Raw genomic sequence first — 26,823 nt, 5'->3', positions numbered from 1 at the left:
CGATCCAACGGCGGGCCGCCCCCTCAGGCGTTCCCCGAGGCGCCCGCGGGCCGGACGCGGCCGTGAATTTCGATGTGTTCTGCACCACAACCATCGGGCGGTGACGGTGGTCTGACCTTATGACCGAAACGCGCGAACGGTTCCCTTCGCAGTGAACTGCGAGGGTTGACCGGTAATGCGCCATGCGCGCTTCGGGGTCATGTCACCGAAGAGCAAGGGGGGATCTCCTCATGCGTGCCCGAATCACAGTGATCGCCGCAGCTGCCTGCGCGTTAGTCCTCGTTCCCGCGGGCTCCGCCCTGGCCGGCACGGGCCCCGCACCCTCGCCGGGTGCGAAGAAGTCCGCGGCCGCCAGGTCGACGGCCGCCTCGGAGGCGGGCAACCCGGTCAGCGCGAAGGCCGTCGCGGCCGGCGTCTGCGCGGACGCCTACCAGATCGGGACCACCGCTTACATCAACCGCTCCGGGGCGCACGTGGCCTCGGTGAAGCAGTTCTACTCGCCCGAGTGCCGGAAGAACTACGGCTATGTGTGGGTGTGGCAGAGCTTCCGCGACAAGATCAAGGACTACGACGTCAGCAGCGGCATCTACAGCTACTCCCGTGACGCCGTCGTCAGCAGGCAGGTGTGGAAGGCCACCAACGCCCAGGAGTTCTGGTCCCTGCCCGCGGACACGGTCGAGGAGTGCACCGCGGCCATCGGCACGCTCCGCGCCCCCGGTGACCCGGTGCCGGGCCAGACGGTGAGCTCCAAGCGCTGCTGATCCTGCGTACAGGCGCGACATGCGGGCCCCGGCCATCGGAAGTGGCCGGGGCCCGCGGCACGGGATCCGGGCCCACCGGTTTTGGGCGCCGGTGGGTTACCCGTTATCGTTGTGCAGTATGCCTCCATCCGGATGATCCGGTTGGAGTGCTGAAAACTCTCACTAGGACCCGGAGAGAGCAATGCCTCCCAAGAAGAAGAAGGTCACGGGGCTCATCAAGCTCCAGATCCAGGCCGGCGCGGCCAACCCGGCTCCGCCGGTCGGCCCCGCACTGGGTCAGCACGGCGTCAACATCATGGAGTTCTGCAAGGCCTACAACGCCGCGACCGAGTCGCAGCGTGGCATGGTCGTGCCGGTGGAGATCACGGTCTACGAGGACCGTTCCTTCACCTTCGTCACCAAGACTCCGCCGGCCGCCAAGCTGATCCTCAAGGCCGCGGGTGTGGACAAGGGCTCCGGCGAGCCGCACAAGACCAAGGTCGCCAAGCTCACCGGCGCCCAGGTCCGCGAGATCGCCTCGGTCAAGATGCCCGACCTGAACGCCAATGACCTTGACGCCGCGTCGAAGATCATCGCCGGCACCGCCCGTTCCATGGGCATCACGGTCGAGGGCTGACCAGCCCCCAGCAGTCCCCAGTGGTAGGGCCAAGCGCTGGCCCGCACCACGACTCCACCCCTGAACCTCAGGAGCAGAAGTGAAGCGCAGCAAGACTCTCCGCGCTGCGGATGCCAAGATCGACCGGGAGCGCAACTACGCCCCCCTCGAGGCCGTCCGTCTCGCCAAGGACACCGTCGCCACCAAGTTCGACGGCACCGTCGAGGTCGCCTTCCGTCTGGGTGTTGACCCGCGCAAGGCCGACCAGATGGTCCGTGGCACCGTCAACCTTCCGCACGGCACCGGCAAGACCGCCCGGGTCCTGGTCTTCGCGACCGGTGACCGTGCTGCGGCCGCGGAAGCCGCGGGCGCCGACATCGTCGGCTCCGACGAACTGATCGACGAGATCTCCAAGGGCAACCGCCTGAACGAGTTCGACGCGGTTGTCGCCACCCCGGACCTCATGGGCAAGGTCGGCCGCCTCGGCCGTGTGCTCGGTCCGCGTGGTCTGATGCCGAACCCGAAGACCGGCACCGTCACGATGGACGTCGCCAAGGCCGTCAACGAGATCAAGGGCGGCAAGATCGAGTTCCGCGTCGACAAGCACTCGAACCTGCACTTCATCATCGGCAAGGTCTCCTTCGACGAGACGAAGCTGGTCGAGAACTACGCCGCGGCTCTGGAGGAGATCCTCCGTCTGAAGCCGTCCGCCGCGAAGGGCCGCTACATCAAGAAGGCGACCCTGACCACGACGATGGGCCCCGGCATCCCGCTGGACTCCAACCGCACCCGGAACCTCCTCGTCGAGGAGGACCCGGCCGCTGTCTGACCGGGTCCGGGCCGAGCCCGAGGGCTCGCCGCACGGCTGACGACGGGCCTGTCACCCCGCTTCACGGGGGTGGCAGGCCCGTCTTCCATTTGTCCGGCGGGATATTCACGGGGACTTCGATGATCTTCCGAATACAGTCATGGGGATCACGCAGAGTGACACCCATGGGGGAGGCGTACATGAAGAAGGCAGTCCTCACGCGAGCAGGTGCCGCCGTCGCCGGTGCTGCGCTGCTCACGGCCGCCATGACCGCTTGCGGCGGCAAGGGCGGCGAGGACGCCAGCGGGCCGGGCAGGGCTGCCGCAGCGCCCTCGGAGGCCATCGAGGCGTCCTACCTGAAGACGGTGGACGCCAAGTTCGCCCGGGCCGATCTGACGTACGCCGAGGGGAACGGCAAGACGAACCGCCAGGTCGGCGTCAAGGGGTGGTACCCGGCCAGCCAGGACCTGACGATGACGGCGGACGGCAAGGACGAACAGCTGCTCCAGATCGGCGACGACGTCTACGCTCCGGCGGACAAGGAGGCCTCGGGCAAGCCCTGGACGAGGATCGACCTGTCCGACGGCGGCAAGCCCGGTGTCCGGCTGAACCAGGACCCGGCCGAGTACCTGGCGATGCTGCTCGACCAGGACGAGCTCGGGCACGTGGGTACGGAGAAGTCCGGTGGCAGCGACTCCGAGCACTACCGGGGAACTTTCACCCTCGCCGAACTGCTCAGGGCGGACACCAGGAGCAACGTCATGAAGGACGACCGGCGCAAGGCGCTCCACGACGCCCTCAGGAAGGCCGGGATCACGCAGTACAAGATCGACATCTGGATCGGGAAGGACGGCTACCCGGTCCGCGTCGAGGACGTCATGACGGATGCCGAGGGGACGGCCACGACCAAGGCGACGTTCTCGGACTACGGGACGGCCCCGGCCGTCAAGGCCCCGCCGGCCGACCAGGTGTCCGACTTCGACGACGTCATGAAGGGCATCGACGACAAGCTCAAGGAGACCGACGAGATCCTCCAGGGGCTCGCCGGAGGCTCCGCCGGCGGGGCTTGATCACCCGATTTGCCTGGCGGGGATCCCCTCCCGTACTCTTCCCGAGAAGCCAAAGACCGCTGGTCGTTGCCGTGCCCTCCCGAGGGTTCGGTGGCCGAAGGATCCGCTCAGCAGCGGACGACCCGCGCAGGTGACTGTGGAAAGCTCCCGGATGTCTCATCAGGTCGAGCTACGCCCCGTGCGCCTGCGCCGGGGCGTTTCGTTTTGTTCAGCCCCTTCTGAGCGGTCCTCATCACCCGGAAGGAGGCCGACGCTCTATGGCAAGGCCCGACAAGGCTGCCGCGGTAGCCGAGCTCGCGGACCAGTTCCGTAGCTCGAACGCCGCCGTGCTGACCGAGTACCGGGGTCTCACCGTGGCTCAGCTCAAGCAGCTGCGCCGTTCGCTCGGTGAGAACGCCCAGTACGCCGTGGTGAAGAACACGCTGACCAAGATTGCGGCCAACGAGGCCGGGATCAACACGCTCGACGACCACTTCAGCGGTCCGACGGCGGTTGCCTTCATCACCGGTGACCCGGTGGAGTCGGCGAAGGGTCTTCGTGACTTCGCCAAGGAGAACCCGAACCTGATCATCAAGGGCGGTGTCCTTGACGGCAAGGCGCTGTCCGCCGATGAGATCAAGAAGCTTGCGGACCTCGAGTCCCGCGAGGTTCTGCTCGCCAAGCTGGCGGGCGCCATGAAGGGCAAGCAGTCCCAGGCTGCCGCGCTCTTCCAGGCGCTTCCCTCGAAGTTCGTCCGCACCGCGGAGGCGCTTCGTGCCAAGAAGGCCGAGCAGGGCGGTGCCGAGTAATTCGGCTCGCGCATTGACCGACGCCGCCTGAGGCGACGGTCACAGCGGGCCGACTACGCCCGCCGACACATACAACCGGCACCTGCCGAATGAGTGGAAGGACGCCATCATGGCGAAGCTGTCCCAGGACGACCTGCTTGCGCAGTTCGAGGAGATGACCCTCATCGAGCTCTCCGAGTTCGTGAAGGCCTTCGAAGACAAGTTCGACGTCACCGCCGCCGCCCCGGCCGCCGTGGCCGTTGCCGGCCCGGCCGGTGCCGCGGTCGAGGCCGAGGCCGAGCAGGACGAGTTCGACGTCATCCTCACCGGCGCCGGCGAGAAGAAGATCCAGGTCATCAAGGTCGTGCGCGAGCTGACCTCCCTGGGTCTGAAGGAGGCCAAGGACCTCGTCGACGGCACCCCGAAGCCGGTCCTCGAGAAGGTCGCCAAGGAGGCCGCGGAGAAGGCTGCCGAGTCCCTCAAGGCTGCCGGCGCCTCCGTCGAGGTCAAGTGACCCCACGGAGTCCCTGACTCCTCGCGTGTAACGCGCGCACACTGAAGGGCGATCACCCAATCGGGTGGTCGCCCTTCGGCGTGCCCGGGAGAGCTCTCTTGCGCTGCCGGTCGCGGGGAGTATGGTGATCTTCGCCGTGCGCCCCTCACGGCGCCTGTGAGATTCCCCGAGCAGCAGCTCAGGGACGGGGGCCTTGACGAACCGCACGCAGCGCGCAATTCTCAGGACGCGTCGTCACAACGATCCGTATCCGAGGCATGGATCGACGACCGAACGGGCAGTATCGATGTGCGCCTCACGGCGCATGGGTTCGCGGAGATGAGAAAAACGAGGGTCTCGAGGGTCTCGAAAACCCGCACTGGACATCAGTGTGCCAAGTGGCTACACTGACCCTTTGCGCTGCCTGTTAGCTGCCTCCTGCCCGTCACCAGGGGCATGCCCATACCTGAGCATCGGATGAAAGATCGCCCCCACCCGGGCTTTCTCTCTCCGTGCATGGAATGGGACCGGTACGCGCGTAGTGAGTCCGAGCCCTCGGAAGGACCCCCTCTTGGCCGCCTCGCGCAACGCCTCGACCGCGAATACGAACAACGGCGCCAGCACCGCCCCGCTGCGCATCTCCTTTGCAAAGATCAAGGAGCCCCTCGAGGTTCCGAACCTCCTCGCGCTGCAGACCGAGAGCTTTGACTGGCTGCTCGGCAATGCCGCATGGAAGGCTCGTGTCGAGGCGGCTCTCGAAAGCGGACAGGACGTCCCCACCAAGTCCGGTCTGGAAGAGATCTTCGAGGAGATCTCGCCGATCGAGGACTTCTCCGGGTCGATGTCGCTGACCTTCCGCGACCACCGTTTCGAGCCTCCGAAGAACTCGATCGACGAGTGCAAGGAGCGCGACTTCACGTACGCGGCCCCGCTCTTCGTCACCGCCGAGTTCACCAACAACGAGACCGGCGAGATCAAGTCCCAGACGGTCTTCATGGGCGACTTCCCGCTCATGACCAACAAGGGCACCTTCGTCATCAACGGCACCGAGCGTGTCGTCGTGTCGCAGCTGGTCCGCTCGCCGGGTGTCTACTTCGACTCCAACATCGACAAGACGTCCGACAAGGACATCTTCACGGCCAAGATCATCCCGTCCCGGGGTGCCTGGCTGGAGATGGAGATCGACAAGCGCGACATGGTCGGTGTCCGCATCGACCGCAAGCGCAAGCAGTCCGTGACCGTCCTGCTCAAGGCTCTCGGTTGGACCACCGAGCAGATCCTCGAGGAGTTCGGCGAGTACGAGTCCATGCGCGCCACCCTGGAGAAGGACCACACCCAGGGCCAGGACGACGCGCTGCTCGACATCTACCGCAAGCTGCGCCCGGGCGAGCCGCCCACGCGTGAGGCTGCTCAGACGCTGCTCGAGAACCTCTACTTCAACCCGAAGCGCTACGACCTCGCCAAGGTCGGCCGCTACAAGGTGAACAAGAAGCTCGGCGCGGACGAGCCGCTGGACGCCGGCGTGCTCACCACCGACGACGTCATCGCGACGATCAAGTACCTGGTCAAGCTGCACGCCGGTGAGACCGAGACCGTGGGCGAGTCCGGCACGCAGATCGTCGTCGAGACCGACGACATCGACCACTTCGGCAACCGTCGTCTGCGCAACGTCGGCGAGCTCATCCAGAACCAGGTCCGCACGGGTCTGGCTCGTATGGAGCGCGTCGTGCGTGAGCGCATGACGACCCAGGACGTCGAGGCGATCACGCCGCAGACCCTGATCAACATCCGGCCGGTCGTCGCCTCCATCAAGGAGTTCTTCGGCACCAGCCAGCTGTCGCAGTTCATGGACCAGAACAACCCGCTGTCGGGTCTCACCCACAAGCGCCGTCTGTCGGCTCTTGGTCCGGGTGGTCTCTCCCGTGAGCGGGCCGGCTTCGAGGTCCGTGACGTGCACCCGTCGCACTACGGCCGCATGTGCCCGATCGAGACGCCCGAAGGCCCGAACATCGGTCTGATCGGCTCGCTCGCGTCGTACGGCCGGGTCAACGCGTTCGGCTTCGTCGAGACGCCGTACCGCAAGGTCGTCGACGACCAGGTGACCGACGAGGTCGACTACCTGACCGCCGACGAGGAGGACCGCTTCGTCATCGCGCAGGCCAACGCCGCGCTGACCGACGACATGCGCTTCGCCGAGGCGCGTGTCCTGGTCCGCCGTCGTGGCGGCGAGGTCGACTACGTCCCGGGCTCCGACGTGGACTACATGGACGTCTCGCCGCGCCAGATGGTGTCGGTCGCGACCGCCATGATCCCGTTCCTCGAGCACGACGACGCCAACCGTGCCCTCATGGGCGCGAACATGATGCGTCAGGCCGTTCCGCTCATCAAGGCGGAGGCCCCGCTCGTCGGCACCGGCATGGAGTACCGCTGTGCCACCGACGCCGGTGACGTCATCAAGGCGGAGAAGGACGGTGTGATCCAGGAGGTTTCGGCCGACTACGTCACCGTCGCCAACGACGACGGCACGTACACCACGTACCGCGTCGCCAAGTTCTCCCGCTCCAACCAGGGCACCTCGGTCAACCAGAAGGTTGTCGTCTCCGAGGGCGACCGGGTCATCGAGGGCCAGGTCCTCGCCGACGGCCCCGCCACCGAGAACGGTGAGATGGCGCTCGGCAAGAACCTGCTCGTGGCGTTCATGCCGTGGGAGGGTCACAACTACGAGGACGCGATCATCCTGTCGCAGCGCCTCGTGCAGGACGACGTCCTCTCCTCGATCCACATCGAGGAGCACGAGGTCGACGCCCGTGACACCAAGCTCGGCCCCGAGGAGATCACCCGGGACATCCCGAACGTCTCCGAGGAGGTCCTCGCGGACCTCGACGAGCGCGGCATCATCCGTATCGGTGCCGAGGTCGTCGCCGGCGACATCCTGGTCGGCAAGGTCACGCCCAAGGGTGAGACCGAGCTGACCCCGGAGGAGCGTCTGCTCCGCGCGATCTTCGGTGAGAAGGCGCGCGAGGTCCGTGACACCTCGCTGAAGGTGCCGCACGGCGAGACCGGCAAGGTCATCGGTGTGCGCGTCTTCGACCGCGAGGAGGGCGACGAGCTTCCCCCGGGCGTCAACCAGCTGGTCCGCGTCTACGTGGCCCAGAAGCGCAAGATCACCGACGGTGACAAGCTCGCCGGCCGTCACGGCAACAAGGGCGTCATCTCGAAGATCCTGCCGATCGAGGACATGCCGTTCCTGGAGGACGGCACCCCGGTCGACATCATCCTCAACCCGCTGGGTGTCCCGTCCCGAATGAACCCGGGACAGGTCCTGGAGATCCACCTCGGCTGGCTCGCCAGCCGCGGCTGGGACGTCTCCGGTCTTGCCGATGACTGGGCCCAGCGCCTGCAGGCCATCGGCGCCGACCAGGTCGCGCCGGGAACCAACGTCGCGACCCCGGTCTTCGACGGTGCGCGTGAGGACGAGCTCGCCGGCCTCTTCGAGGCCACGATCCCGAACCGCGACGGCGACCGTCTGGTCCAGCCGTCCGGTAAGGCGAAGCTGTTCGACGGCCGCTCCGGTGAGCCGTTCCCGGACCCGATCTCCGTCGGGTACATGTACATCCTCAAGCTCCACCACCTGGTCGACGACAAGCTCCACGCCCGTTCGACCGGTCCGTACTCGATGATCACCCAGCAGCCGCTGGGTGGTAAGGCCCAGTTCGGTGGCCAGCGATTCGGTGAGATGGAGGTGTGGGCACTGGAGGCGTACGGCGCCGCCTACGCACTCCAGGAGCTGCTGACGATCAAGTCCGACGACGTTACCGGCCGCGTGAAGGTCTACGAGGCCATCGTCAAGGGCGAGAACATCCCCGAGCCCGGCATTCCCGAGTCCTTCAAGGTGCTCATCAAGGAAATGCAGTCGCTCTGCCTCAACGTGGAGGTGCTCTCCTCGGACGGCATGTCCATCGAGATGCGCGACACGGACGAGGACGTCTTCCGCGCGGCGGAGGAGCTCGGTATCGACCTGTCCCGGCGCGAGCCGAGCAGCGTCGAAGAGGTCTGACGGGCCTGACGGGGGGCTCGCCCAAGAGCCCCCCGTCATCCCCGGGACCGTTCAGACCATGATTGAGACTCGACCCCGAAAGAGGGATTGACGCACAGTGCTCGACGTCAACTTCTTCGACGAGCTGCGGATCGGCCTTGCCACCGCGGACGACATCCGAACCTGGTCGCACGGCGAGGTCAAGAAGCCGGAGACCATCAACTACCGCACGCTCAAGCCCGAGAAGGACGGACTCTTCTGCGAGAAGATCTTCGGTCCGACCCGGGACTGGGAGTGCTACTGCGGCAAGTACAAGCGTGTCCGCTTCAAGGGCATCATCTGTGAGCGCTGTGGCGTCGAGGTCACGCGTGCCAAGGTGCGCCGTGAGCGGATGGGCCACATCGAGCTCGCCGCTCCCGTCACGCACATCTGGTACTTCAAGGGTGTTCCGTCGCGTCTGGGCTACCTGCTGGACCTGGCGCCGAAGGACCTCGAGAAGGTCATCTACTTCGCCGCGTACATGATCACGTTCGTGGACGAGGAGCGCCGTACGCGCGATCTGCCGTCGCTGGAGGCCCACGTCTCCGTCGAGCGCCAGCAGGTCGAGAACCGCCGCGACGCCGACCTCGAGGCCCGTGCCAAGAAGCTCGAGACCGACCTGGCCGAGCTCGAGGCCGAGGGTGCCAAGGCCGACGTGCGCCGCAAGGTGCGCGAGGGCGCCGAGCGCGAGATGAAGCAGCTGCGCGACCGTGCCCAGCGCGAGATCGACCGTCTCGACGAGGTGTGGAACCGCTTCAAGAACCTCAAGGTCCAGGACCTCGAGGGCGACGAGCTGCTCTACCGCGAGCTTCGTGACCGGTTCGGCACGTACTTCGACGGTTCGATGGGTGCCGCGGCGCTGCAGAAGCGCCTGGAGTCCTTCGACCTCGAGGAGGAGGCCGAGCGTCTCCGCGAGATCATCCGTACCGGCAAGGGCCAGAAGAAGACCCGTGCGCTCAAGCGCCTCAAGGTCGTCTCGGCGTTCCTGCAGACGTCCAACAGCCCCAAGGGCATGGTGCTCGACTGCGTGCCGGTCATCCCGCCGGACCTGCGTCCGATGGTGCAGCTGGACGGTGGCCGCTTCGCGACCTCCGACCTGAACGACCTGTACCGCCGCGTGATCAACCGCAACAACCGTCTGAAGCGTCTGCTCGACCTCGGTGCTCCCGAGATCATCGTGAACAACGAGAAGCGGATGCTCCAGGAGGCGGTCGACGCCCTCTTCGACAACGGCCGTCGTGGTCGCCCCGTCACGGGCCCCGGCAACCGTCCGCTGAAGTCCCTCAGCGACATGCTGAAGGGCAAGCAGGGTCGTTTCCGTCAGAACCTGCTCGGCAAGCGAGTCGACTACTCGGCGCGTTCCGTCATCGTCGTCGGCCCGCAGCTGAAGCTGCACCAGTGCGGTCTGCCCAAGGCCATGGCGCTGGAGCTCTTCAAGCCGTTCGTGATGAAGCGCCTGGTGGACCTGAACCACGCGCAGAACATCAAGTCGGCCAAGCGCATGGTCGAGCGCGGCCGCACCGTCGTGTACGACGTCCTCGAAGAGGTCATCGCCGAGCACCCGGTGCTGCTGAACCGTGCGCCCACGCTGCACCGCCTCGGCATCCAGGCCTTCGAGCCGCAGCTGGTCGAGGGCAAGGCCATCCAGATCCACCCGCTCGTCTGCACCGCGTTCAACGCGGACTTCGACGGTGACCAGATGGCCGTGCACCTGCCGCTGTCCGCGGAGGCGCAGGCCGAGGCCCGCATCCTGATGCTGTCCTCGAACAACATCCTGAAGCCGGCCGACGGCCGTCCGGTCACCATGCCGACCCAGGACATGGTGCTGGGCCTCTTCTTCCTCACCACGGACGAGGAGGAGCGCGAGGTCATCGGCGAGGGCCGGTCCTTCGGCTCCACCGCCGAGGCGATCATGGCATTCGACGCCCGCGAGCTCTCGCTCCAGGCGAAGATCGACATCCGCTTCCCCGTCGGCACCATCCCGCCGCGCGGCTGGGTTCCCCCGGTCGCCGAGGAGGGTGAGCCGGAGTGGCAGCAGGGTGACTCGTTCCGTCTGCGGACGACCCTGGGCCGTGCGCTCTTCAACGAGCTGCTGCCCGAGGACTACCCGTTCGTCGACTACTCGGTGGGCAAGAAGCAGCTCTCCGAGATCGTCAACGACCTGGCCGAGCGCTACCCCAAGGTCATCGTGGCGGCGACGCTCGACAACCTGAAGGCGGCCGGCTTCTACTGGGCGACCCGTTCCGGTGTCACCGTGGCCATCTCCGACATCGTCGTGCCCGACGCCAAGAAGGCGATCGTCAAGGGCTACGAGGACATGGACGAGAAGGTCCAGAAGCAGTACGAGCGCGGTCTGATCACCAAGGAAGAGCGCACGCAGGAGCTCATCGCGATCTGGACCAAGGCGACCAACGAGGTTGCCGAGGCGATGAACGCGAACTTCCCGAAGACCAACCCGGTCTCCATGATGGTCAACTCGGGTGCTCGCGGAAACATGATGCAGATGCGTCAGATCGCGGGTATGCGTGGTCTGGTGTCCAACGCCAAGAACGAGACGATTCCCCGTCCCATCAAGGCGTCGTTCCGTGAGGGCCTGTCCGTGCTGGAGTACTTCATCTCCACGCACGGTGCCCGTAAGGGTCTGGCTGACACCGCCCTGCGTACCGCCGACTCGGGTTACCTGACCCGTCGTCTGGTGGACGTCTCGCAGGACGTCATCATCCGCGAGGAGGACTGCGGCACCGACCGCGGTCTGAAGCTCAAGATCGCGGAGCGCGCCGCGGACGGCAGCCTGCGCAAGACCGAGGACGTCGAGACCTCGGTGTACGCACGGATGCTCGCCGAGGACGTCGTCGTCGACGGCAAGGTCATCGCACCGGCCAACGTGGACCTCGGTGACGTGCTCATCGACGCCCTCGTCGGCGCCGGCGTGGAGGAGGTCAAGACCCGCTCGGTCCTGACCTGTGAGTCCGCGGTCGGCACGTGTGCGTTCTGCTACGGCCGTTCGCTGGCCACCGGCAAGCTGGTCGACATCGGTGAGGCGGTCGGCATCATCGCCGCCCAGTCCATCGGTGAGCCCGGTACCCAGCTGACGATGCGTACCTTCCACACCGGTGGTGTGGCCGGTGACGACATCACCCAGGGTCTGCCCCGTGTCGTCGAGCTCTTCGAGGCTCGTACGCCCAAGGGTGTCGCCCCGATCTCGGAGGCGGCAGGCCGCGTCCGTATCGAGGAGACCGAGAAGACCAAGAAGCTCGTCGTCACCCCGGACGACGGCAGCGACGAGACGGCGTTCCCGATCTCGAAGCGTGCCCGTCTGCTGGTCGGCGAGGGCGACCACGTCGAGGTGGGCCAGAAGCTCACCGTGGGTGCCACCAACCCGCACGACGTGCTGCGGATCCTCGGTCAGCGCGCGGTCCAGGTCCACCTGGTCGGCGAGGTCCAGAAGGTCTACAACTCGCAGGGTGTGTCGATCCACGACAAGCACATCGAGATCATCATCCGGCAGATGCTGCGCCGTGTGACGATCATCGAGTCCGGCGACGCGGAGCTGCTGCCGGGCGAGCTGGTCGAGCGCTCGAAGTTCGAGACCGAGAATCGTCGTGTGGTCACCGAGGGCGGTCACCCCGCCTCCGGCCGTCCGCAGCTGATGGGTATCACCAAGGCCTCGCTGGCGACCGAGTCGTGGCTGTCGGCGGCGTCCTTCCAGGAGACGACCAGGGTTCTGACGGACGCGGCGATCAACGCCAAGTCCGACTCCCTGATCGGCCTCAAGGAGAACGTCATCATCGGTAAGCTCATCCCGGCCGGTACGGGCCTGTCCCGCTACCGCAACATCCGGGTCGAGCCGACCGAGGAGGCCAAGGCCGCGATGTACTCGGCCGTCGGCTACGACGACATCGACTACTCGCCGTTCGGCACCGGCTCCGGCCAGGCCGTTCCGCTGGAGGACTACGACTACGGTCCGTACAACCAGTAGGCAAGTGCGTGAAGGGCGGTCACCCCACGGGGTGGCCGCCCTTCGGCGTACCCCGGCCCGCGGGGTGCGCGTGGCCATTTGTTTTGACCGGAGTCCATACGGTAGGTACGCTCAGACCTTGTGCCTGGGGTGTGCCTGGGCTCGCGTGCGTGTCCTCAACCGCATGGCGAGTTCGATATCGGCCACCGCAATCTGCGCCCTTCCCGCCTTGCGGCGGGAGTCTGCAGCATTCGACACACCCGACCGCGTGGGTCGGCGACGTTCCAGGTTAGTTTCACAGACGGCACACAGAAACCGGAGAAGTAGTGCCTACGATCCAGCAGCTGGTCCGGAAGGGCCGGCAGGACAAGGTCGAGAAGAACAAGACGCCCGCACTCGAGGGTTCCCCTCAGCGCCGTGGCGTCTGCACGCGTGTGTTCACGACCACCCCGAAGAAGCCGAACTCGGCCCTGCGTAAGGTCGCGCGTGTGCGTCTGACCTCCGGCATCGAGGTCACGGCCTACATCCCGGGTGAGGGACACAACCTGCAGGAGCACTCCATCGTGCTCGTGCGTGGTGGCCGTGTGAAGGACCTGCCGGGTGTTCGTTACAAGATCATCCGCGGTTCCCTCGACACCCAGGGTGTCAAGAACCGCAAGCAGGCCCGCAGCCGCTACGGCGCCAAGAAGGAGAAGTAAGAATGCCTCGTAAGGGCCCCGCCCCGAAGCGCCCGGTCATCATCGACCCGGTTTACGGTTCTCCTCTGGTGACCTCGCTCATCAACAAGCTCCTGCTCAACGGCAAGCGTTCCACTGCCGAGCGGATCGTCTACGGCGCCATGGAAGGCCTCCGCGAGAAGACCGGCGCAGACCCGGTCATCACGCTGAAGCGCGCCCTCGAGAACGTCAAGCCCTCTCTCGAGGTCAAGTCCCGCCGTGTCGGTGGCGCCACCTACCAGGTGCCGATCGAGGTCAAGCCCGGTCGCGCTGCCACCCTCGCGCTCCGCTGGGTCGTGGGTTACTCCCGCGCCCGCCGTGAGAAGACCATGACCGAGCGCCTCATGAACGAACTGCTCGACGCCTCCAACGGCCTCGGCGCTTCGGTCAAGAAGCGTGAGGACACGCACAAGATGGCCGAGTCCAACAAGGCCTTCGCGCACTACCGCTGGTAGTCGCTACCCACATCGAGACCGAGAGAAGATTGAGCCTTATGGCCACCACTTCGCTTGACCTGGCCAAGGTCCGCAACATCGGGATCATGGCCCACATCGACGCGGGCAAGACGACGACCACCGAGCGCATCCTGTTCTACACCGGTGTGAGCTACAAGATCGGTGAGGTCCACGACGGCGCTGCCACGATGGACTGGATGGAGCAGGAGCAGGAGCGCGGCATCACGATCACGTCCGCCGCGACGACCTGTCACTGGCCGCTCGAGGACGTCGATCACACCATCAACATCATCGACACCCCGGGTCACGTCGACTTCACCGTCGAGGTGGAGCGTTCGCTTCGTGTCCTCGACGGTGCCGTCACGGTGTTCGACGGTGTCGCCGGTGTCGAGCCCCAGTCCGAGACTGTCTGGCGTCAGGCGGACCGCTACGGCGTGCCGCGTATCTGCTTCGTCAACAAGCTCGACCGCACCGGTGCCGAGTTCCACCGCTGTGTCGACATGATCGTGAACCGCCTCGGCGCGACCCCGATCGTCATGCAGCTTCCGATCGGTGCCGAGGCAGACTTCAAGGGCGTCGTCGACCTCGTTCGTATGAAGGCTCTTGTCTGGTCCGCAGAGGCCACCAAGGGCGAGATGTACGACGTCGTCGACATCCCGGCCACGCACACCGAGGCTGCCGACGAGTGGCGCGGCAAGCTGGTCGAGACGGTTGCGGAGAACGACGAAGAGATCATGGAGCTGTACCTGGAGGGCCAGGAGCCCACCGAGGAGCAGCTGTACGCCGCGATCCGTCGTATCACCATCGCTTCCGGCAAGGGCGGCGACACCACGGTCACTCCGGTGTTCTGTGGTACCGCGTTCAAGAACAAGGGCGTCCAGCCCCTGCTCGACGCCGTTGTGCGCTACCTCCCCTCCCCCCTGGACGTCGAGGCCATCGAAGGCCACGACGTGAAGGACGCGGAGCAGGTCGTCTCGCGCAAGCCGTCCGAGAGCGAGCCGCTGTCGGCGCTCGCCTTCAAGATCGCGAGCGACCCGCACCTCGGCAAGCTCACCTTCATCCGGATCTACTCCGGTCGCCTGGAGGCCGGCACCTCGGTGCTGAACTCCGTCAAGGGCAAGAAGGAGCGCATCGGCAAGATCTACCGTATGCACGCGAACAAGCGTGAGGAGATCGACGCCGTGGGCGCCGGCGACATCGTCGCCGTCATGGGCCTGAAGCAGACCACCACCGGTGAGACGCTGTGCGACGAGAAGAACCCGGTCATCCTGGAGTCCATGGACTTCCCGGCGCCGGTCATTCAGGTCGCCATCGAGCCCAAGTCCAAGGGTGACCAGGAGAAGCTGGGTGTCGCCATCCAGCGTCTCGCGGAGGAGGACCCCTCCTTCCAGGTTCACTCGGACGAGGAGACCGGCCAGACCATCATCGGTGGTATGGGCGAGCTTCACCTCGACGTCCTCGTCGACCGTATGCGCCGCGAGTTCAAGGTCGAGGCCAACGTCGGCAAGCCGCAGGTCGCGTACCGCGAGACGATCCGCAAGACCGTCGAGCGTCACGACTACACCCACAAGAAGCAGACCGGTGGTACCGGTCAGTTCGCCAAGGTGCAGATCGCGATCGAGCCCATCGAGGGCGGCGAGGCGTCGTACGAGTTCGTGAACAAGGTCACCGGTGGCCGTATCCCGCGGGAGTACATCCCGTCGGTGGACGCCGGTGCGCAGGAAGCCATGCAGTTCGGCATCCTGGCCGGGTACGAGATGACGGGCGTCCGCGTCATTCTTCTCGACGGTGGCTACCACGAGGTCGACTCCTCCGAGCTCGCGTTCAAGATTGCCGGCTCGCAGGCCTTCAAGGAGGCCGCGCGCAAGGCTTCGCCCGTGCTTCTCGAGCCGATGATGTCCGTCGAGGTCACCACGCCCGAGGACTACATGGGTGAGGTCATCGGCGACATCAACTCCCGCCGTGGCCAGATCCAGGCCATGGAGGAGCGCAGCGGCGCTCGCGTCGTGAAGGGCCTCGTGCCCCTCTCGGAGATGTTCGGCTACGTCGGAGACCTCCGCAGCAAGACCTCGGGTCGCGCAAGCTACTCGATGCAGTTCGACTCCTACGCCGAGGTTCCCAGGAACGTCGCCGAGGAGATCATCGCGAAGGCCAAGGGCGAGTAACTCACCCGAGTTCACGCTTTAGGCTTGACACCATCCGCCGGGGTTCGCCCCGACCCGGGAACGGACCCCGGCGGCTGGCTTCCCAGCAAAGATCACCTGGCGCCGATGAGTAAGGCGTACAGAACCACTCCGTAGGAGGACCCCAGTGGCGAAGGCGAAGTTCGAGCGGACTAAGCCGCACGTCAACATCGGCACCATCGGTCACATCGACCACGGTAAGACGACCCTCACGGCCGCCATTACCAAGGTGCTGCACGACGCGTACCCGGACCTGAACGAGGCCTCGGCCTTCGACCAGATCGACAAGGCTCCTGAGGAGCGCCAGCGCGGTATCACCATCTCCATCGCGCACGTCGAGTACCAGACCGAGTCGCGTCACTACGCCCACGTCGACTGCCCCGGTCACGCGGACTACATCAAGAACATGATCACGGGTGCGGCGCAGATGGACGGCGCCATCCTCGTGGTCGCGGCCACCGACGGCCCGATGCCGCAGACCAAGGAGCACGTGCTCCTGGCCCGCCAGGTCGGCGTTCCGTACATCGTCGTCGCCCTGAACAAGGCCGACATGGTGGACGACGAGGAGATCCTGGAGCTCGTCGAGCTCGAGGTGCGTGAGCTCCTCTCCGAGTACGAGTTCCCGGGCGACGACCTGCCGGTCGTCAAGGTCTCGGCGCTCAAGGCTCTCGAGGGCGACAAGGAGTGGGGCCAGTCGGTCCTGAACCTGATGGCCGCCGTCGACGAGGCGATCCCGCAGCCCGAGCGTGACGTCGACAAGCCGTTCCTGATGCCGATCGAGGACGTCTTCACGATCACCGGTCGTGGCACCGTCGTCACCGGTCGTATCGAGCGTGGTGTCCTCAAGGTCAACGAGACCGTCGACATCGTCGGTATCAAGACCGAGAAGACCACCACCACGGTCACCGGCATCGAGATGTTCCGCAAGCTGCTCGACGAGGGCCAGGCGGGCGAGAACGTCGGTCTGCTCCTCCGTGGCATCAAGCGCGAGGACGTCGAGCGCGGCCAGGTCATCATCAAGCCGGGTTCGGTTACGCCGCACACCAGCTTCGAGGCCCAGGCCTACATCCTGTCGAAGGACGAGGGTGGCCGTCACACCCCGTTCTTCAACAACTACCGCCCGCAGTTCTACTTCCGTACCACGGACGTGACCGGCGTCGTGACCCTCCCCGAGGGCACCGAGATGGTCATGCCGGGCGACAACACCACCATGACCGTCGAGCTGATCCAGCCCGTCGCCATGGAGGAGGGCCTCAAGTTCGCCATCCGTGAGGGTGGCCGGACCGTGGGCGCCGGCCAGGTCACCAAGATCAACAAGTAATTGTTGGTTTGACCTGGTAGCTCGCTGAGCTGCAAGAAGGGCCCCGCACCGTGAGGTGCGGGGCCCTTCGTCGTTTTCGGTTGCCGGGCCGGCGCCGGGGCGATGCCGGCCCCGGCCGACCCGTTCAGCCTTCGGCGTCGGGGCGAGGTGCCCAGGACCAGGGGTGCGCGTCGGGGCCGAGGCCGATGGCCGTCGCGCCCCGGGCGCGCAGGTGGAGAGCGACACCGTCGATGCACGGCGTACCAGTGGTGCGGGTCAACAGGCGTCCGTTGAAATGCAGTTGGATCCGACCGGCCAGATCCCGGCCGAGGAGTGCGGTACCCGTGGGGCCGGTGGCGGCGGACACCGAGCCGTACCCGTCGAAGCGGTCGGCGGGCAGCTGCTCCCCGTCGGCCGTCAGCCGGGCCAGCCGGGCGGACGCGCTGCCGCGCGAGTCGGTTGCCGAGGCGCGCCGCCACGGCCGCTCGGTGCGGTAGAGCAGCTGTACGGAGCCGTCCTCGCCGGCCAGCGCGGCGGGGGAGTCGACCGCGACCGGGAGGCGTCCGGGCGGCCGGTGGGCCGGCGGCAGGCCCGGTGCGTCCTGCGCCCAGTGGTGCACGGTGCCACGGCCCGCGCCGAACACGTGGACCAGGCCGGCGCCGTCCACCACGGTGGACAGTCCGTCCTGGATCTCGGCGAAACCGCCGAGCGGCTGCCATGCGCTCCAGCTGCCGTCGGCCTGCCGGACCCGGGTGCTGACGCCCTTGTCCGCGTTGCGCACGAACAGATGGACCCGGCCGTCCGGCGCGGTGACGGCCACGGGTATGCCGATGCGCCGGCCCCGGTCGTCGTTGCGCTCCGGGTTGCCGAGACCCCGCCAGGCGCGGAACGGGCCGCCGGGGGAACTCTGCTCCAGCAGCACGATCTCCCGGGCGTTGTTTCCGCCGTGGCCGCCGATCGCCGAGAAGCGCAGAGCGAAGAGCAGGTGGCGGCCGTCCGGCAGAGCCGTCGAGCCCAGCACGGGTGCGAGCGGGCCGCCGCCGAGGTCGTACGGCTCACCCCATCGGCCGCTGCCCGGCTCTGCCTCCCGCCAGCGCACCGCGCGCAGCCCCAGCACCCCGTACGCGGCGAGCCGCCCGTCCGGTTCGGACGCGACGGCCGTGCGCGGGCCGGGGTAGCGGTGGTGGGTGGAGCGGACCCAGCCCTTCTTGTTGGTGAGGGGGCGCTTGCCGCCGACGCCGTAGTCGCCGCACCCGCCGCTGTTGCCGCACTGCCAGTCCGCGTCGCCGCCGTACGGGACGAGAGGGGCGGCTTTCCTCCGGAGCACGGTGTCCGGCAGGTTCTTCGGCCAGTGCCGGTTGTAGTAGCCGCGGAACGAGGTGGCGGCGAACGCCGGGACCTCGCCGCCGTCCTGGGTGGACTCGGCGACCCACTGGACCATCGCGGTCCAGCTGAACGACGCCACCGCGGTGTGGTCCGCGTGGTCCGAGTAGCCGCGCTGCTCGGAGTCCCTCTTACGGGTCGCCTCGTCGCTGTACTGGATGTCCGGATCGGGGTCCAGCGTCTGTATGACGGTGGGCCGGTAGCGGTCCATCAGTCCGACGAGGACATCGACGAGCTGGTCGTAGTCGTACCCCCCGGCCCTGCGCACCGGCGAGTCGTCGGCCACGACGGTCGGCAGTTCCAGAACCCGGTCGCGCCACAGGCTCGGCAGGCCCAGCCGGTAGTTGCGCATGGTGTGCATGGCGAGATTGAGGAAGATCAGGTCGACCCGGCGTGCGCCGTTGGTCAGTGTGTTGATCTCGGCCCGCCGGTCGCCGCGGAGGGTGGCGACGCCCTTCTGCCACTCGGTGAACTTGGGCAGCCCCAGCAGCGTCGCGTATGCCTGCCGCAGACCCTGGTGGCGGGCGGAGGAGTACGCGTTCTTGTCGGGGGCCGGCCGAGGGTGGCCCGGCATTCTGTTGACCCCGTTCGCCTCACCCGCGGTGACGTACACACACACCAGCGGCACACCGGAGTCCAGCATCTGCTGGGTGTCGGGGTTCATGAAGTACAGGTCGTCGTCCGGGTGCGCCAGTATCTGCATCAGCTGCGCACGCCGGGAGCTGGCTATCGGGATGCCGGGCGCGGGGTCGGCGACCGGCCCGGCGCGCCGCGGCGCGGGCACGGCGCACGAAGTGAGCGCGGTGGCCGACACACTCGCGGCGAGGGCGGTGATCGCCGCGACGACGCTGCGCCGCCGGGGCCGGTTCCGGGCATGGCTCAGCCTGGACACAACTCGCTCGTTCACTTGTGCTCCGTCCGCTTCCCCCCGCAGCGGCCGGGCTGCGCGCCCCCGTCTGCGTACTGTGATCTCCCCAGGGCGGACTGGCTGGTCAGGAGCCCTTCCGCGATCAACTAGACGGAGCTCGGGCGGGCCGGGTTGCTTCACGGCGGGGCGATGTGACGCAACAGGCCCTGCGGGAGGAAAGGGAGTCGCGCAGGGCCTGCGTACTCATTGGCGACTGAGTACGTCATCGCTTCTGCGGGCGGGGGCAGGGCGCTTGGATGGGCCCATGAGTACGACGCCCTCACCCGAGCGCCCCCCTCGGCCCACCGAGCCGCAGTCCCGCCGCGACACGCGGATGGTGATCGTGACGTTCACGGTGCTGGCCGTGTCCTTGGGGCTCATCGCCCTGCTCGCGAAGGGATGCGAGTCGATGGCGGGCGGCCGGGTGATGTCGGAAGCGGCGTACCGCGAGCATCTGCGGCACACCGAGGAGGCGGGCGAGGACGCGGTGCGGCGGCTGGGCGTGGACCCGGCATCAGTGATCGACGGGCACGAGACGGCCAACGCCTCCTGCAAGGACGACCTCGGTATGGACTCGGAGGGCGTCACACGTGACCAGCCGACCGTCAGATGGGCGCCCGACTTCGCGAACCGTGCCGCGTACGTGGCAGCGGTCGAGACCCTCCGCGACAAATGGTCCGCGCAGGGACTGACGGTGGAGGACGTCGCCGCCCCCGCACAGGGCGAGCCGGGAGCCGGGCTGCCGGGGATCCGGGCGACGGACGACCGCGGCATCGAACTGCTGCTGCGCCCCGACTGGTACTCCGGGGAGCCGACGCTCGTCGCCGACGGGGGATGCGTACGGCACGAGGGGTACCTGGTGGAGTGGGAGTGACGGCAACCGTGCTGCGGGAGCGTGACCCGGTGTCCCTCGTGCCCGGTGTCAGCGCAGCGTCGGCATCTCACCGTTCTCCGCCCGCCTGAGCGTCACCCCCGGCAGCCCCCGCAGCCGGCGCGCCGCGACGGCCGCGAGGTCGTCCGCCGTCGGGGGGCGGCGGCCGAGACCGATGGCGTAGCGGGTCGGGGCCGTGGTGACGGGGCGGGGCCAGGCGTGGATGTCCGGGGTCGGCAGGTCGGACAGGGCGGAAAGGTCGGACAGCAGAGCGCGCATCCGGCCCCGTACCCGGCCGTCGTCGCGGGGGTCCGCCGTCACCACGGCCCAGGCCGCGTGGCGGCGGTGGAGCGGGGGAGGGGCCAGGAGGTCGTCGGCCGACGACGAGTCCAGGAGCTCCCAGGCGCGGAACAGTTCCTGCGTGAGCAGATCGCGCATTCCGGCCGTGACCTGGTCGGTGCAGGGACGCACCGGCTCGGTCGGGGTCATGACCGTGACCGGCAGGTCGGGGCGCGCGGCGCCGTCCACCGGCTCGCGCCAGTCCCACGCGGCCCACGTCGCGAAGAAGTGCCGCAGCAGCTCCGTGGGCGGCAGGTCACCCGCCTCGCGCACGGTCCTGGCGGACAGCACCGACCAGGCCAGGCCCGGCAGTGTGCCGAACGGTGCCGAGTCCAGGCCCCGTGCCCTCGCCCACGCCTTGACCTGCCCGGCCAGCCGGGAGAACGCTTCCTCGCGCGCGCCGACCGAGGCGAGCACCGCATCGGCGTCGCTCACCGCGCTCAGGGCGACCGCCGCCGCCTCGCCCAGCTCGGTCCGGCGGTCCACCGCTTCGGCGGGCCGCATCGTCCCGGTGGCCACGACGACCAGGTCCACGTCCAGTCCGTCCACGCGCAACCGCAACCCGGGCACCCGGGCCCCGACCACCTCGCGCATGTCCGACGCCTGGGGGAGCGCGTCCGTCAACCGGGCCTGTACGGCAGCCATGTCGGCCGCGCCCGGCAGCGCAGCCACCAGGTCCAGGTCCGCGCCGGGCAGCGCGCACCCCATGCGCCGGGAGCCGACGACGTGTACGACACCGTCACCGAGCGCCTCCGCGATGCGCCGGGCGGTCGTTTCGGCGTGGCCGGGGACCTCGTACGAAGCGGTGGGGGCCGGGTCCGGCATCCAGCGGATCTTGCCCGTGCCGAGGGCCACGGTCGCCCGCACCCGCATCGGCTCGTCGCCGCGCCGGGACAGCAGTGCCAGCTCCCCGACCCGCACGGGCACCGGGGTGAGCCGCGCGCCGCAGTGTTCGGCGAGCGCGTGCGGATCGGTGGTCCGGCCCAGGCTCAGATGCGGGGTGAAGCCCTCGCGCCGGCCGCGGCAGCGGGGGAAGTGCCGCACCAGCGTCCGGTGCAGCTCGGCCCACGGCTTCCCGCCGCCGGCCGCGGGGTCGAGCCAGACGGTGGCGTCGTCGCGGTGCCCGAACCAGTGCACGCCCTCCAGCCGGGCGTCGAAGGGGGCCGACGTCGCGGCGGCTGCCGCGAGCACCGTGGCCGCCTGCGCGAACGCGTGCTCCGGCACGAAACCGAAGAGCACGTTGACATGTGGCGGCCAACGGTGGATCTGCGGGTCGTGGTCTCGGCGGATGTCCTGCAGCGGCGGCCACAGCTCCCGGGGCGGAATCCACGCCAGCGCCGTACGGGCCGTCGGCCGCACGTCCAGGACGTTCTCGTCGTGGGTGTCCGCGCCCAGTTCGGCCGCCACCCCGTAGTGGTCCGAGATGTACAGGCCGTCGGCCGTGGGGGTGTCGCCGTACAACTCGGCCCGGCGCACCCGTAGTCCTTCGGAGCGCAGCAGCACCCGGTCCAGCCGGGAGACCCGGCCGGTCAGGGAGGAGACGGCGGCGAGTGGGTTGGTGCCAGGGTCGAAGGTCGGCGTGGTGTCCTCGGGCCCGTGGGCCTCGCTCCACGCGTCGCGCATCCCCAGCGTCCGCTGAGGTGTGTCCCCGCCGTCGTTGAAGTCGCCCATCAGGACCAGATCGCCGTCGAGCCCCGCCGATCCCTCGGCGATACGGGCCAGTTCGGCATCACGCCGGGCGGCACCGTTCTCGGAGTGGTCGCTGCTGAGATGGGTCGCGGCGACCACGAGCGGCTGTGCTCCGGTCTCCACGACGAGCGCCGCGACGGCCTTGTGCGGTCCGAGCGCATGGTGCGCCGCTTCGCGGACGGGCAGCCGGCTGAGCAGCAGCAGACCGCAGTTGTCGACGTCCCGGCCGCCCGGGTCCGTCCCCAGCGTCCAGTCAGCGCGTACCCACGGCTCGCGCAGCAACAGGGCGAGGAGCTCCGGCTCGGCCTCCTGGAGCGCGATCACATCCATGTCGGCGTCGCGGAGGGCGGCGAGCAGCAGCGGCCTGCGCCGGGCGCTGTCGATGCGGTCGGCGTCGTAGCGGTCCCAGAGGGTGTTCCAGGTCAGCACGCGCACCGCGCCCGTCCGCGGCGCGATGCCGCGCGGGGAAGGCGCGGGTGTCCAGCCGTTCCCGTCCCAGGCGTACGGCGTCCGCGCCTCGAAGAACGGCGCCCGCAGTCTGCGGGCCTCCCGTACCCGTCCGGCATCCGTCGCGTCGATCCGGTCCACGCCCGTGGTCCGGTCCCACACGACCTCGCCGTCGGCCTCGAAGAACAGCACCCGGTGCCACGGAATCTCGCCGCCGGGCACGAACGCGGGCAGCGGTACGCGCTTGGGGGCGGCCCCGCGCTGCAGGATGCCGATCACGAAGCGGGCCGGGTCGAACCGTGCGTCCCAGCGCACCCGGTGGTAGATCTCCTCGCTCGTACGCACGGTCAGACCTCTTCCTCGACGGTTCCGCTCGCACCGATGTACCAGGTGCGGTGGGCCTCGCCGGGGTACGGCGGGCCGAAGCGGTGCAGCTGAGCGGTGAGCACCTCCGGCGGAACGGGGTGCTCGCGACGCTCGTTGCGCCGGATCAGCTCGTCCTCGTCGACGAGGACCACAGCATGGGTGACCAGGGCGTCACGGCGGTCGGCGACCGAGCGCACCAGCGAGCGCTGCTGCCGGTTGAGGGACGTGGCGTCCCACACCACGGTCCCTCCGGCGGCCAGGGCCGCGTCCAGCCGGTCGAGGCCGGTGCGCAGGACGTTCCCGTTGGCCTTCTGGTCGGCCCGGGAGCCGCGGGCCTCCCGCAGATCGTCGAGGGAGACGTAGGCCGCCACCCCGGCGAGCTGCCGGGCGAAGGTGCTCTTCCCGCTGCCCGAGGGGCCGACCATCTGGATCAGTGTCGGGAACTCGCCGGAACGCCAGCGCCAGGTCGCGGCGACAGCCTCCTCGACACCGCCGATCCGCCCCTGTGCATACGCCTCGCGTGCTTCGGCGCGGCAACGGTCGGCGGCATCCGGCGCCAGGTCGGCGAACGCGCCCCGCAGCCCGGCCTCGTCCAGCCCGTCGATGTCCTCGGCGTGCAGTGCCGACCACTCCACCTGCTCGCGCGCCTCGTCGGATCCGGCGGTAGCCCGGGCGACGGCGTGCAGCACGCCGAGGTCGGCGGCGTGCGACAGGTGCACCAGACCGGCCCGCCGGGCCTCGTCCGGATACGGCCGGTGCAACGCCGGATGCAGCCCGACGAGGTCCGCGACGCGCCGCGCGAGCGGCATCCCGAGCGGGGAGGCGAGCTTCGGCGCCAGCGCGGCGCGGCGGTGGCGGTGCAGCATCGCGGCCAGGACGCCGGCGAGCCGGTCGTCGCCGGTCCGGCCGCCCGAGTCCAGTCGCGCGACGGCGTCGGTGTCCCCGTCGGCGACACCGACAGCCTCGCCGAGCGCCCGCACGTCGGCCGCGGCCCCCGACCGTACGTCCCACAGTGCCGCGCCCGGACCGAGGCCGTTCGCGACCACGGCCGTGTGCATCCAGTGCGTGTCGGTCTGCACATGTCCCGCCCGCACCCACTTGGCGACCCGCTGTCCGAACTCCTCGGCCATGAAGCCCTCGGCGCTGCGGACGACGTATCCCTCCTGCCGCCCGAGGTCCAACTTCAGCGCCCGCAGCGCCCGTTCGTCGAAGACACCCCGCCAGAGCACGCGCGGTACGGGGATCCCGAGCCCCCGCAGGAACCGGACGGTCCAGTCCCAGTCCGGGCACCAGCCGAGTTCGTCCCACACGGAGAACCCGTAGAAGTAGCTCTCCAGCCCTTCATAGGCGATCGAGTGGCGGGCGTACATGTTCTCCCCGCACACCCGCCAGCCCTCGGGGATCGCCTGCCCGACCCGTCCTTGCAGTGCTTTGACCCAGGCCCGCGACGGGTGATGCGCGGAGTCCAGCGAGCGGGCGTGCAGCCCGTCGGCGTACAGCGTGGTGTTCTCGCCGTCGAGTTTCTCGGTGACGACGACCTCGCGGCCGAGCAGCCCGGACAGGTCGGTGACCCGGACATCGTCCGCGGTCGCCCCGGGCGACCAGGGCAGATGCCGGGTCCGTGGATAGTGCGTACGCATGGTGGCCGTTCCCCCGTGTCTACTGCTGCCGCCGTCACTGTAGGTGGCGGTGGGGAGGTGCTTCGAAGCATTTACGCGCCCGGGGCCGCCGTTGGGACGGCTCGGTAGGTCCGTGCGCTCTGTCCCTCGGAAGCTTTCACCCACCGGGGTGAGGCGGTCCGGCGATGTGCCGCCGGGGAGGCCCCGCGCCCGTACCGTCCGGGTATGAAACCGAAGGCCGGGCGGGCACTGACTTTCGCCATGGTGTTGCTCACCGTGACGACCGGGATGATCGAGGCGGTCTCGTTCCTCGCGCTCGGTCCGGTCTTCGCGGCCGTCCAGACCGGCAGTTTGCTGCTGCTCGGGTTCGCCGTCGCCGGGACCGGCGGCATCTCGGTCGCGGCGACGGCGGCCTCCCTGGCGGGCTTCGCGGTGGGGGCGGTCGGCGGCTCGCGGGCGGAGTCGGCGATCGACAGCCGGGGCCGACGGTGGTTCACCGCTGCCCTCGTGGGGGAGGGCGTCCTGCTGAGCGCGTCGGCGTTCGTGATCTGGCGCGTCGGCATCGAGCGCCCGGGCGGCGCGGTGGACGGGCGCCACCTCGCGGCGATCGGCATGGTGGCCTGCGCCATGGGGGTACGCAACGTGACCGCGCTGCGGGTGAACGTGCCGGGCGTCACCACCACGGTGGCGACCTCGGCCCTGACCGGACTGCTCGTCGCACTCCACCCGCTGGCGGCCGACAGCCGGGTCCGCTCGGGCGTCGGGGTGGAGTTCCGGCGGCTTGCGTCGATCCTCGCCATGTTCTCCGGCGCCCTGTTCGGTGCGTGGCTGCTGGCGCAGTGGGTCGATCCGGCGGTGGTACTGGCCGTCCCGGCCGGGCTCGTCCTCGTGCTCGGCCTGAGCCTGTCGGCGCTGCCCCGGGAGCGGACGTCGGTGCCGGGCTGACCCGTCTCGGCTCCGACCGTCGGGCCACGGCTACTCGAACGGACCGCGGCGGGTGAGCCGAGGGACCGCGAACGGCATCTCCGGTTCCTCCGCCGTCCCGCTCTCCTGCCGCAGCGCGGAGAGCGCCATCAGATGCGGATCCTGCAGAAGCAGCCGGGCATGGAGCGCCCGTAGGGCGGGACCTGGCTCCGTGCCCAGTTCCGCCACGACCCGGCTGCGGTGGTCCGAGTACACCGTCAGCGCCTCGTTGCCGCGGTCGGACCGGTACAGCGCGAGCATCAGCAGCCAGATGAAGCGCTCCCGCAGCGGATACTTGTGCACCGCGTAGTGCAGGAACGGCACCGCGTTGCGGTGTCTGCCGAGCTCCAGCTCCAGCTCCGCCCGGACCTCCATGTCCGCGAGGAACCGCTCCTGGCGGTACAGCCGTTCACGTTCCAGCATGGGCCCGTCGAGCCCTTCGACGAGAGGGCCCGTCGACATCGTCCGTGCCCTCTCCAGCAGGCGTGCCCCCTCCAGGATCTCGCCCCTGTGGGCCGCGGCGATGCCGGCTGCCGCGAGCTGTTCGTACACGTACATGTCAACTTCGGCGTCACGTACATCCAGCAGGTATCCGCTGCCGGACCACTCCAGGGACACCCCGCCTGCCGTCTGTTCCTCGGTCGCCAGCAGGCCGCGCAGACCGGAGACCGACTTCTGGATCAGGTTCTTGGCGTAGGCCGGGTAATCGTCGTCCCACAGGGATTCGATGAGCTGATCGATGCCCGTTTCCAGGCCCGGCCTGAGCAATAACACGGCCAGCAGGGAACGTTGTTTCGGCGGGCCCAGCTCGATGACCTCCGATCCGCGGGTGACCTGAAGCGGACCGAAGAGGCGGAAGCGGAGTCTTGACGGGTCCTGGTTGTCGCAGGAATCAGAACGGCGGAACAGCACACCAGACATGTCTCTCCCCCAGAGAATCGGCGCAGCAAGCACTAAGTAATACCGGCGAGTTCCAGCCGGCGGCAGGTCGATTGAGATCGACATCACGTTGCGCGCCATCTTGACGTCGCTCCGGGCGTGTGACCGCCAGGAGGGCC

The 26,823-nt window shown here is 68.5% G+C and carries 18 protein-coding genes; 14 read left to right on the top strand and 4 right to left on the bottom strand.

From position 1 onward, the window contains the following. Positions 1–230: 230 nt before the first annotated feature. From AC067Z_RS11420 to tuf, 12 genes are all read left to right on the top strand, one after another. Complete coding sequence (locus AC067Z_RS11420; RefSeq protein WP_478789244.1) at positions 231–761, top strand: hypothetical protein; 531 nt, start codon at positions 231–233, stop codon at positions 759–761. A gap of 181 nt (positions 762–942) precedes the next feature. Beyond that, positions 943–1,377 carry a 50S ribosomal protein L11 gene (gene rplK / locus AC067Z_RS11415; RefSeq protein WP_389224752.1) on the top strand — a complete coding sequence of 145 codons (435 nt, stop codon included), beginning with the start codon at positions 943–945 and terminating at the stop codon, positions 1,375–1,377. A 79-nt stretch (positions 1,378–1,456) separates the two neighbouring features. After that, positions 1,457–2,185 (top strand): 50S ribosomal protein L1, encoded by a 729-nt coding sequence (gene rplA / locus AC067Z_RS11410; RefSeq protein ID WP_478789243.1) that lies wholly within the window; start codon positions 1,457–1,459, stop codon positions 2,183–2,185. 179 nt (positions 2,186–2,364) lie between these two features. After that, on the top strand, positions 2,365–3,234 hold the full coding sequence (locus tag AC067Z_RS11405) for an SCO4651 family lipoprotein (RefSeq protein ID WP_478789242.1): 870 nt from the start codon (positions 2,365–2,367) through the stop codon (positions 3,232–3,234). 257 nt (positions 3,235–3,491) lie between these two features. Then, complete coding sequence (gene rplJ, locus AC067Z_RS11400; protein WP_478789241.1) at positions 3,492–4,022, top strand: 50S ribosomal protein L10; 531 nt, start codon at positions 3,492–3,494, stop codon at positions 4,020–4,022. A 109-nt stretch (positions 4,023–4,131) separates the two neighbouring features. Further along, positions 4,132–4,515 (top strand): 50S ribosomal protein L7/L12, encoded by a 384-nt coding sequence (gene rplL / locus AC067Z_RS11395; RefSeq protein WP_478789240.1) that lies wholly within the window; start codon positions 4,132–4,134, stop codon positions 4,513–4,515. A gap of 550 nt (positions 4,516–5,065) precedes the next feature. Beyond that, the gene (gene rpoB / locus AC067Z_RS11390) at positions 5,066–8,551 is read left to right on the top strand and encodes a DNA-directed RNA polymerase subunit beta (RefSeq protein WP_478789239.1); all 3,486 of its coding nucleotides are present in this window, start codon (positions 5,066–5,068) and stop codon (positions 8,549–8,551) included. 97 nt (positions 8,552–8,648) lie between these two features. Beyond that, entirely contained in the window at positions 8,649–12,548 is a 3,900-nt protein-coding gene (locus AC067Z_RS11385; protein WP_478789238.1) for a DNA-directed RNA polymerase subunit beta', read from the top strand. Between the two features lie 305 nt (positions 12,549–12,853). Continuing rightward, positions 12,854–13,225, top strand: a complete 372-nt coding sequence (gene rpsL, locus AC067Z_RS11380) for a 30S ribosomal protein S12 (RefSeq protein ID WP_003948652.1) — start codon at positions 12,854–12,856, stop codon at positions 13,223–13,225. 2 nt (positions 13,226–13,227) lie between these two features. After that, the gene (gene rpsG, locus AC067Z_RS11375; RefSeq protein WP_340474758.1) at positions 13,228–13,698 is read left to right on the top strand and encodes a 30S ribosomal protein S7; all 471 of its coding nucleotides are present in this window, start codon (positions 13,228–13,230) and stop codon (positions 13,696–13,698) included. Between the two features lie 38 nt (positions 13,699–13,736). After that, complete coding sequence (fusA, locus tag AC067Z_RS11370; protein WP_478789237.1) at positions 13,737–15,863, top strand: elongation factor G; 2,127 nt, start codon at positions 13,737–13,739, stop codon at positions 15,861–15,863. A 145-nt stretch (positions 15,864–16,008) separates the two neighbouring features. Continuing rightward, a complete protein-coding gene (gene tuf, locus AC067Z_RS11365; protein ID WP_307707791.1) occupies positions 16,009–17,202 on the top strand; it encodes an elongation factor Tu in 1,194 nt (397 codons plus the stop codon). A 124-nt stretch (positions 17,203–17,326) separates the two neighbouring features. Here tuf and AC067Z_RS11360 read toward each other — a convergent pair whose 3' ends face one another. After that, positions 17,327–19,471, bottom strand: a complete 2,145-nt coding sequence (locus AC067Z_RS11360; protein ID WP_478789236.1) for a PIG-L family deacetylase — start codon at positions 19,469–19,471, stop codon at positions 17,327–17,329. 265 nt (positions 19,472–19,736) lie between these two features. Between AC067Z_RS11360 and AC067Z_RS11355 the strand changes: the two genes are divergently transcribed. Then, positions 19,737–20,345: a hypothetical protein gene (locus AC067Z_RS11355; RefSeq protein WP_478789235.1), complete on the top strand. Its 609-nt coding sequence runs from the start codon at positions 19,737–19,739 to the stop codon at positions 20,343–20,345. Between the two features lie 48 nt (positions 20,346–20,393). Here the strand turns inward: AC067Z_RS11355 and AC067Z_RS11350 are convergent, their stop codons facing one another. Together AC067Z_RS11350 and AC067Z_RS11345 are read right to left on the bottom strand one after the other, a co-directional pair. Beyond that, entirely contained in the window at positions 20,394–23,162 is a 2,769-nt protein-coding gene (locus AC067Z_RS11350) for a poly(A) polymerase (protein ID WP_478789234.1), read from the bottom strand. A 2-nt stretch (positions 23,163–23,164) separates the two neighbouring features. After that, complete coding sequence (locus AC067Z_RS11345) at positions 23,165–24,823, bottom strand: RNA ligase family protein (RefSeq protein WP_478789233.1); 1,659 nt, start codon at positions 24,821–24,823, stop codon at positions 23,165–23,167. A 204-nt stretch (positions 24,824–25,027) separates the two neighbouring features. On the opposite strand from AC067Z_RS11345, the gene AC067Z_RS11340 reads away from it, so the two are divergent. Next, positions 25,028–25,747 (top strand): YoaK family protein, encoded by a 720-nt coding sequence (locus AC067Z_RS11340; protein WP_478789232.1) that lies wholly within the window; start codon positions 25,028–25,030, stop codon positions 25,745–25,747. 30 nt (positions 25,748–25,777) lie between these two features. Here AC067Z_RS11340 and AC067Z_RS11335 read toward each other — a convergent pair whose 3' ends face one another. Then, the gene (locus AC067Z_RS11335; RefSeq protein WP_478789231.1) at positions 25,778–26,686 is read right to left on the bottom strand and encodes an AfsR/SARP family transcriptional regulator; all 909 of its coding nucleotides are present in this window, start codon (positions 26,684–26,686) and stop codon (positions 25,778–25,780) included. Between the last annotated feature and the right edge of the window lie 137 nt (positions 26,687–26,823).

The organism is Streptomyces sp. NPDC043812, from assembly GCF_056436245.1.
Note: the sequence above shows the minus strand (reverse complement) of the source record. Positions and strands in the feature narration are given on the sequence as shown.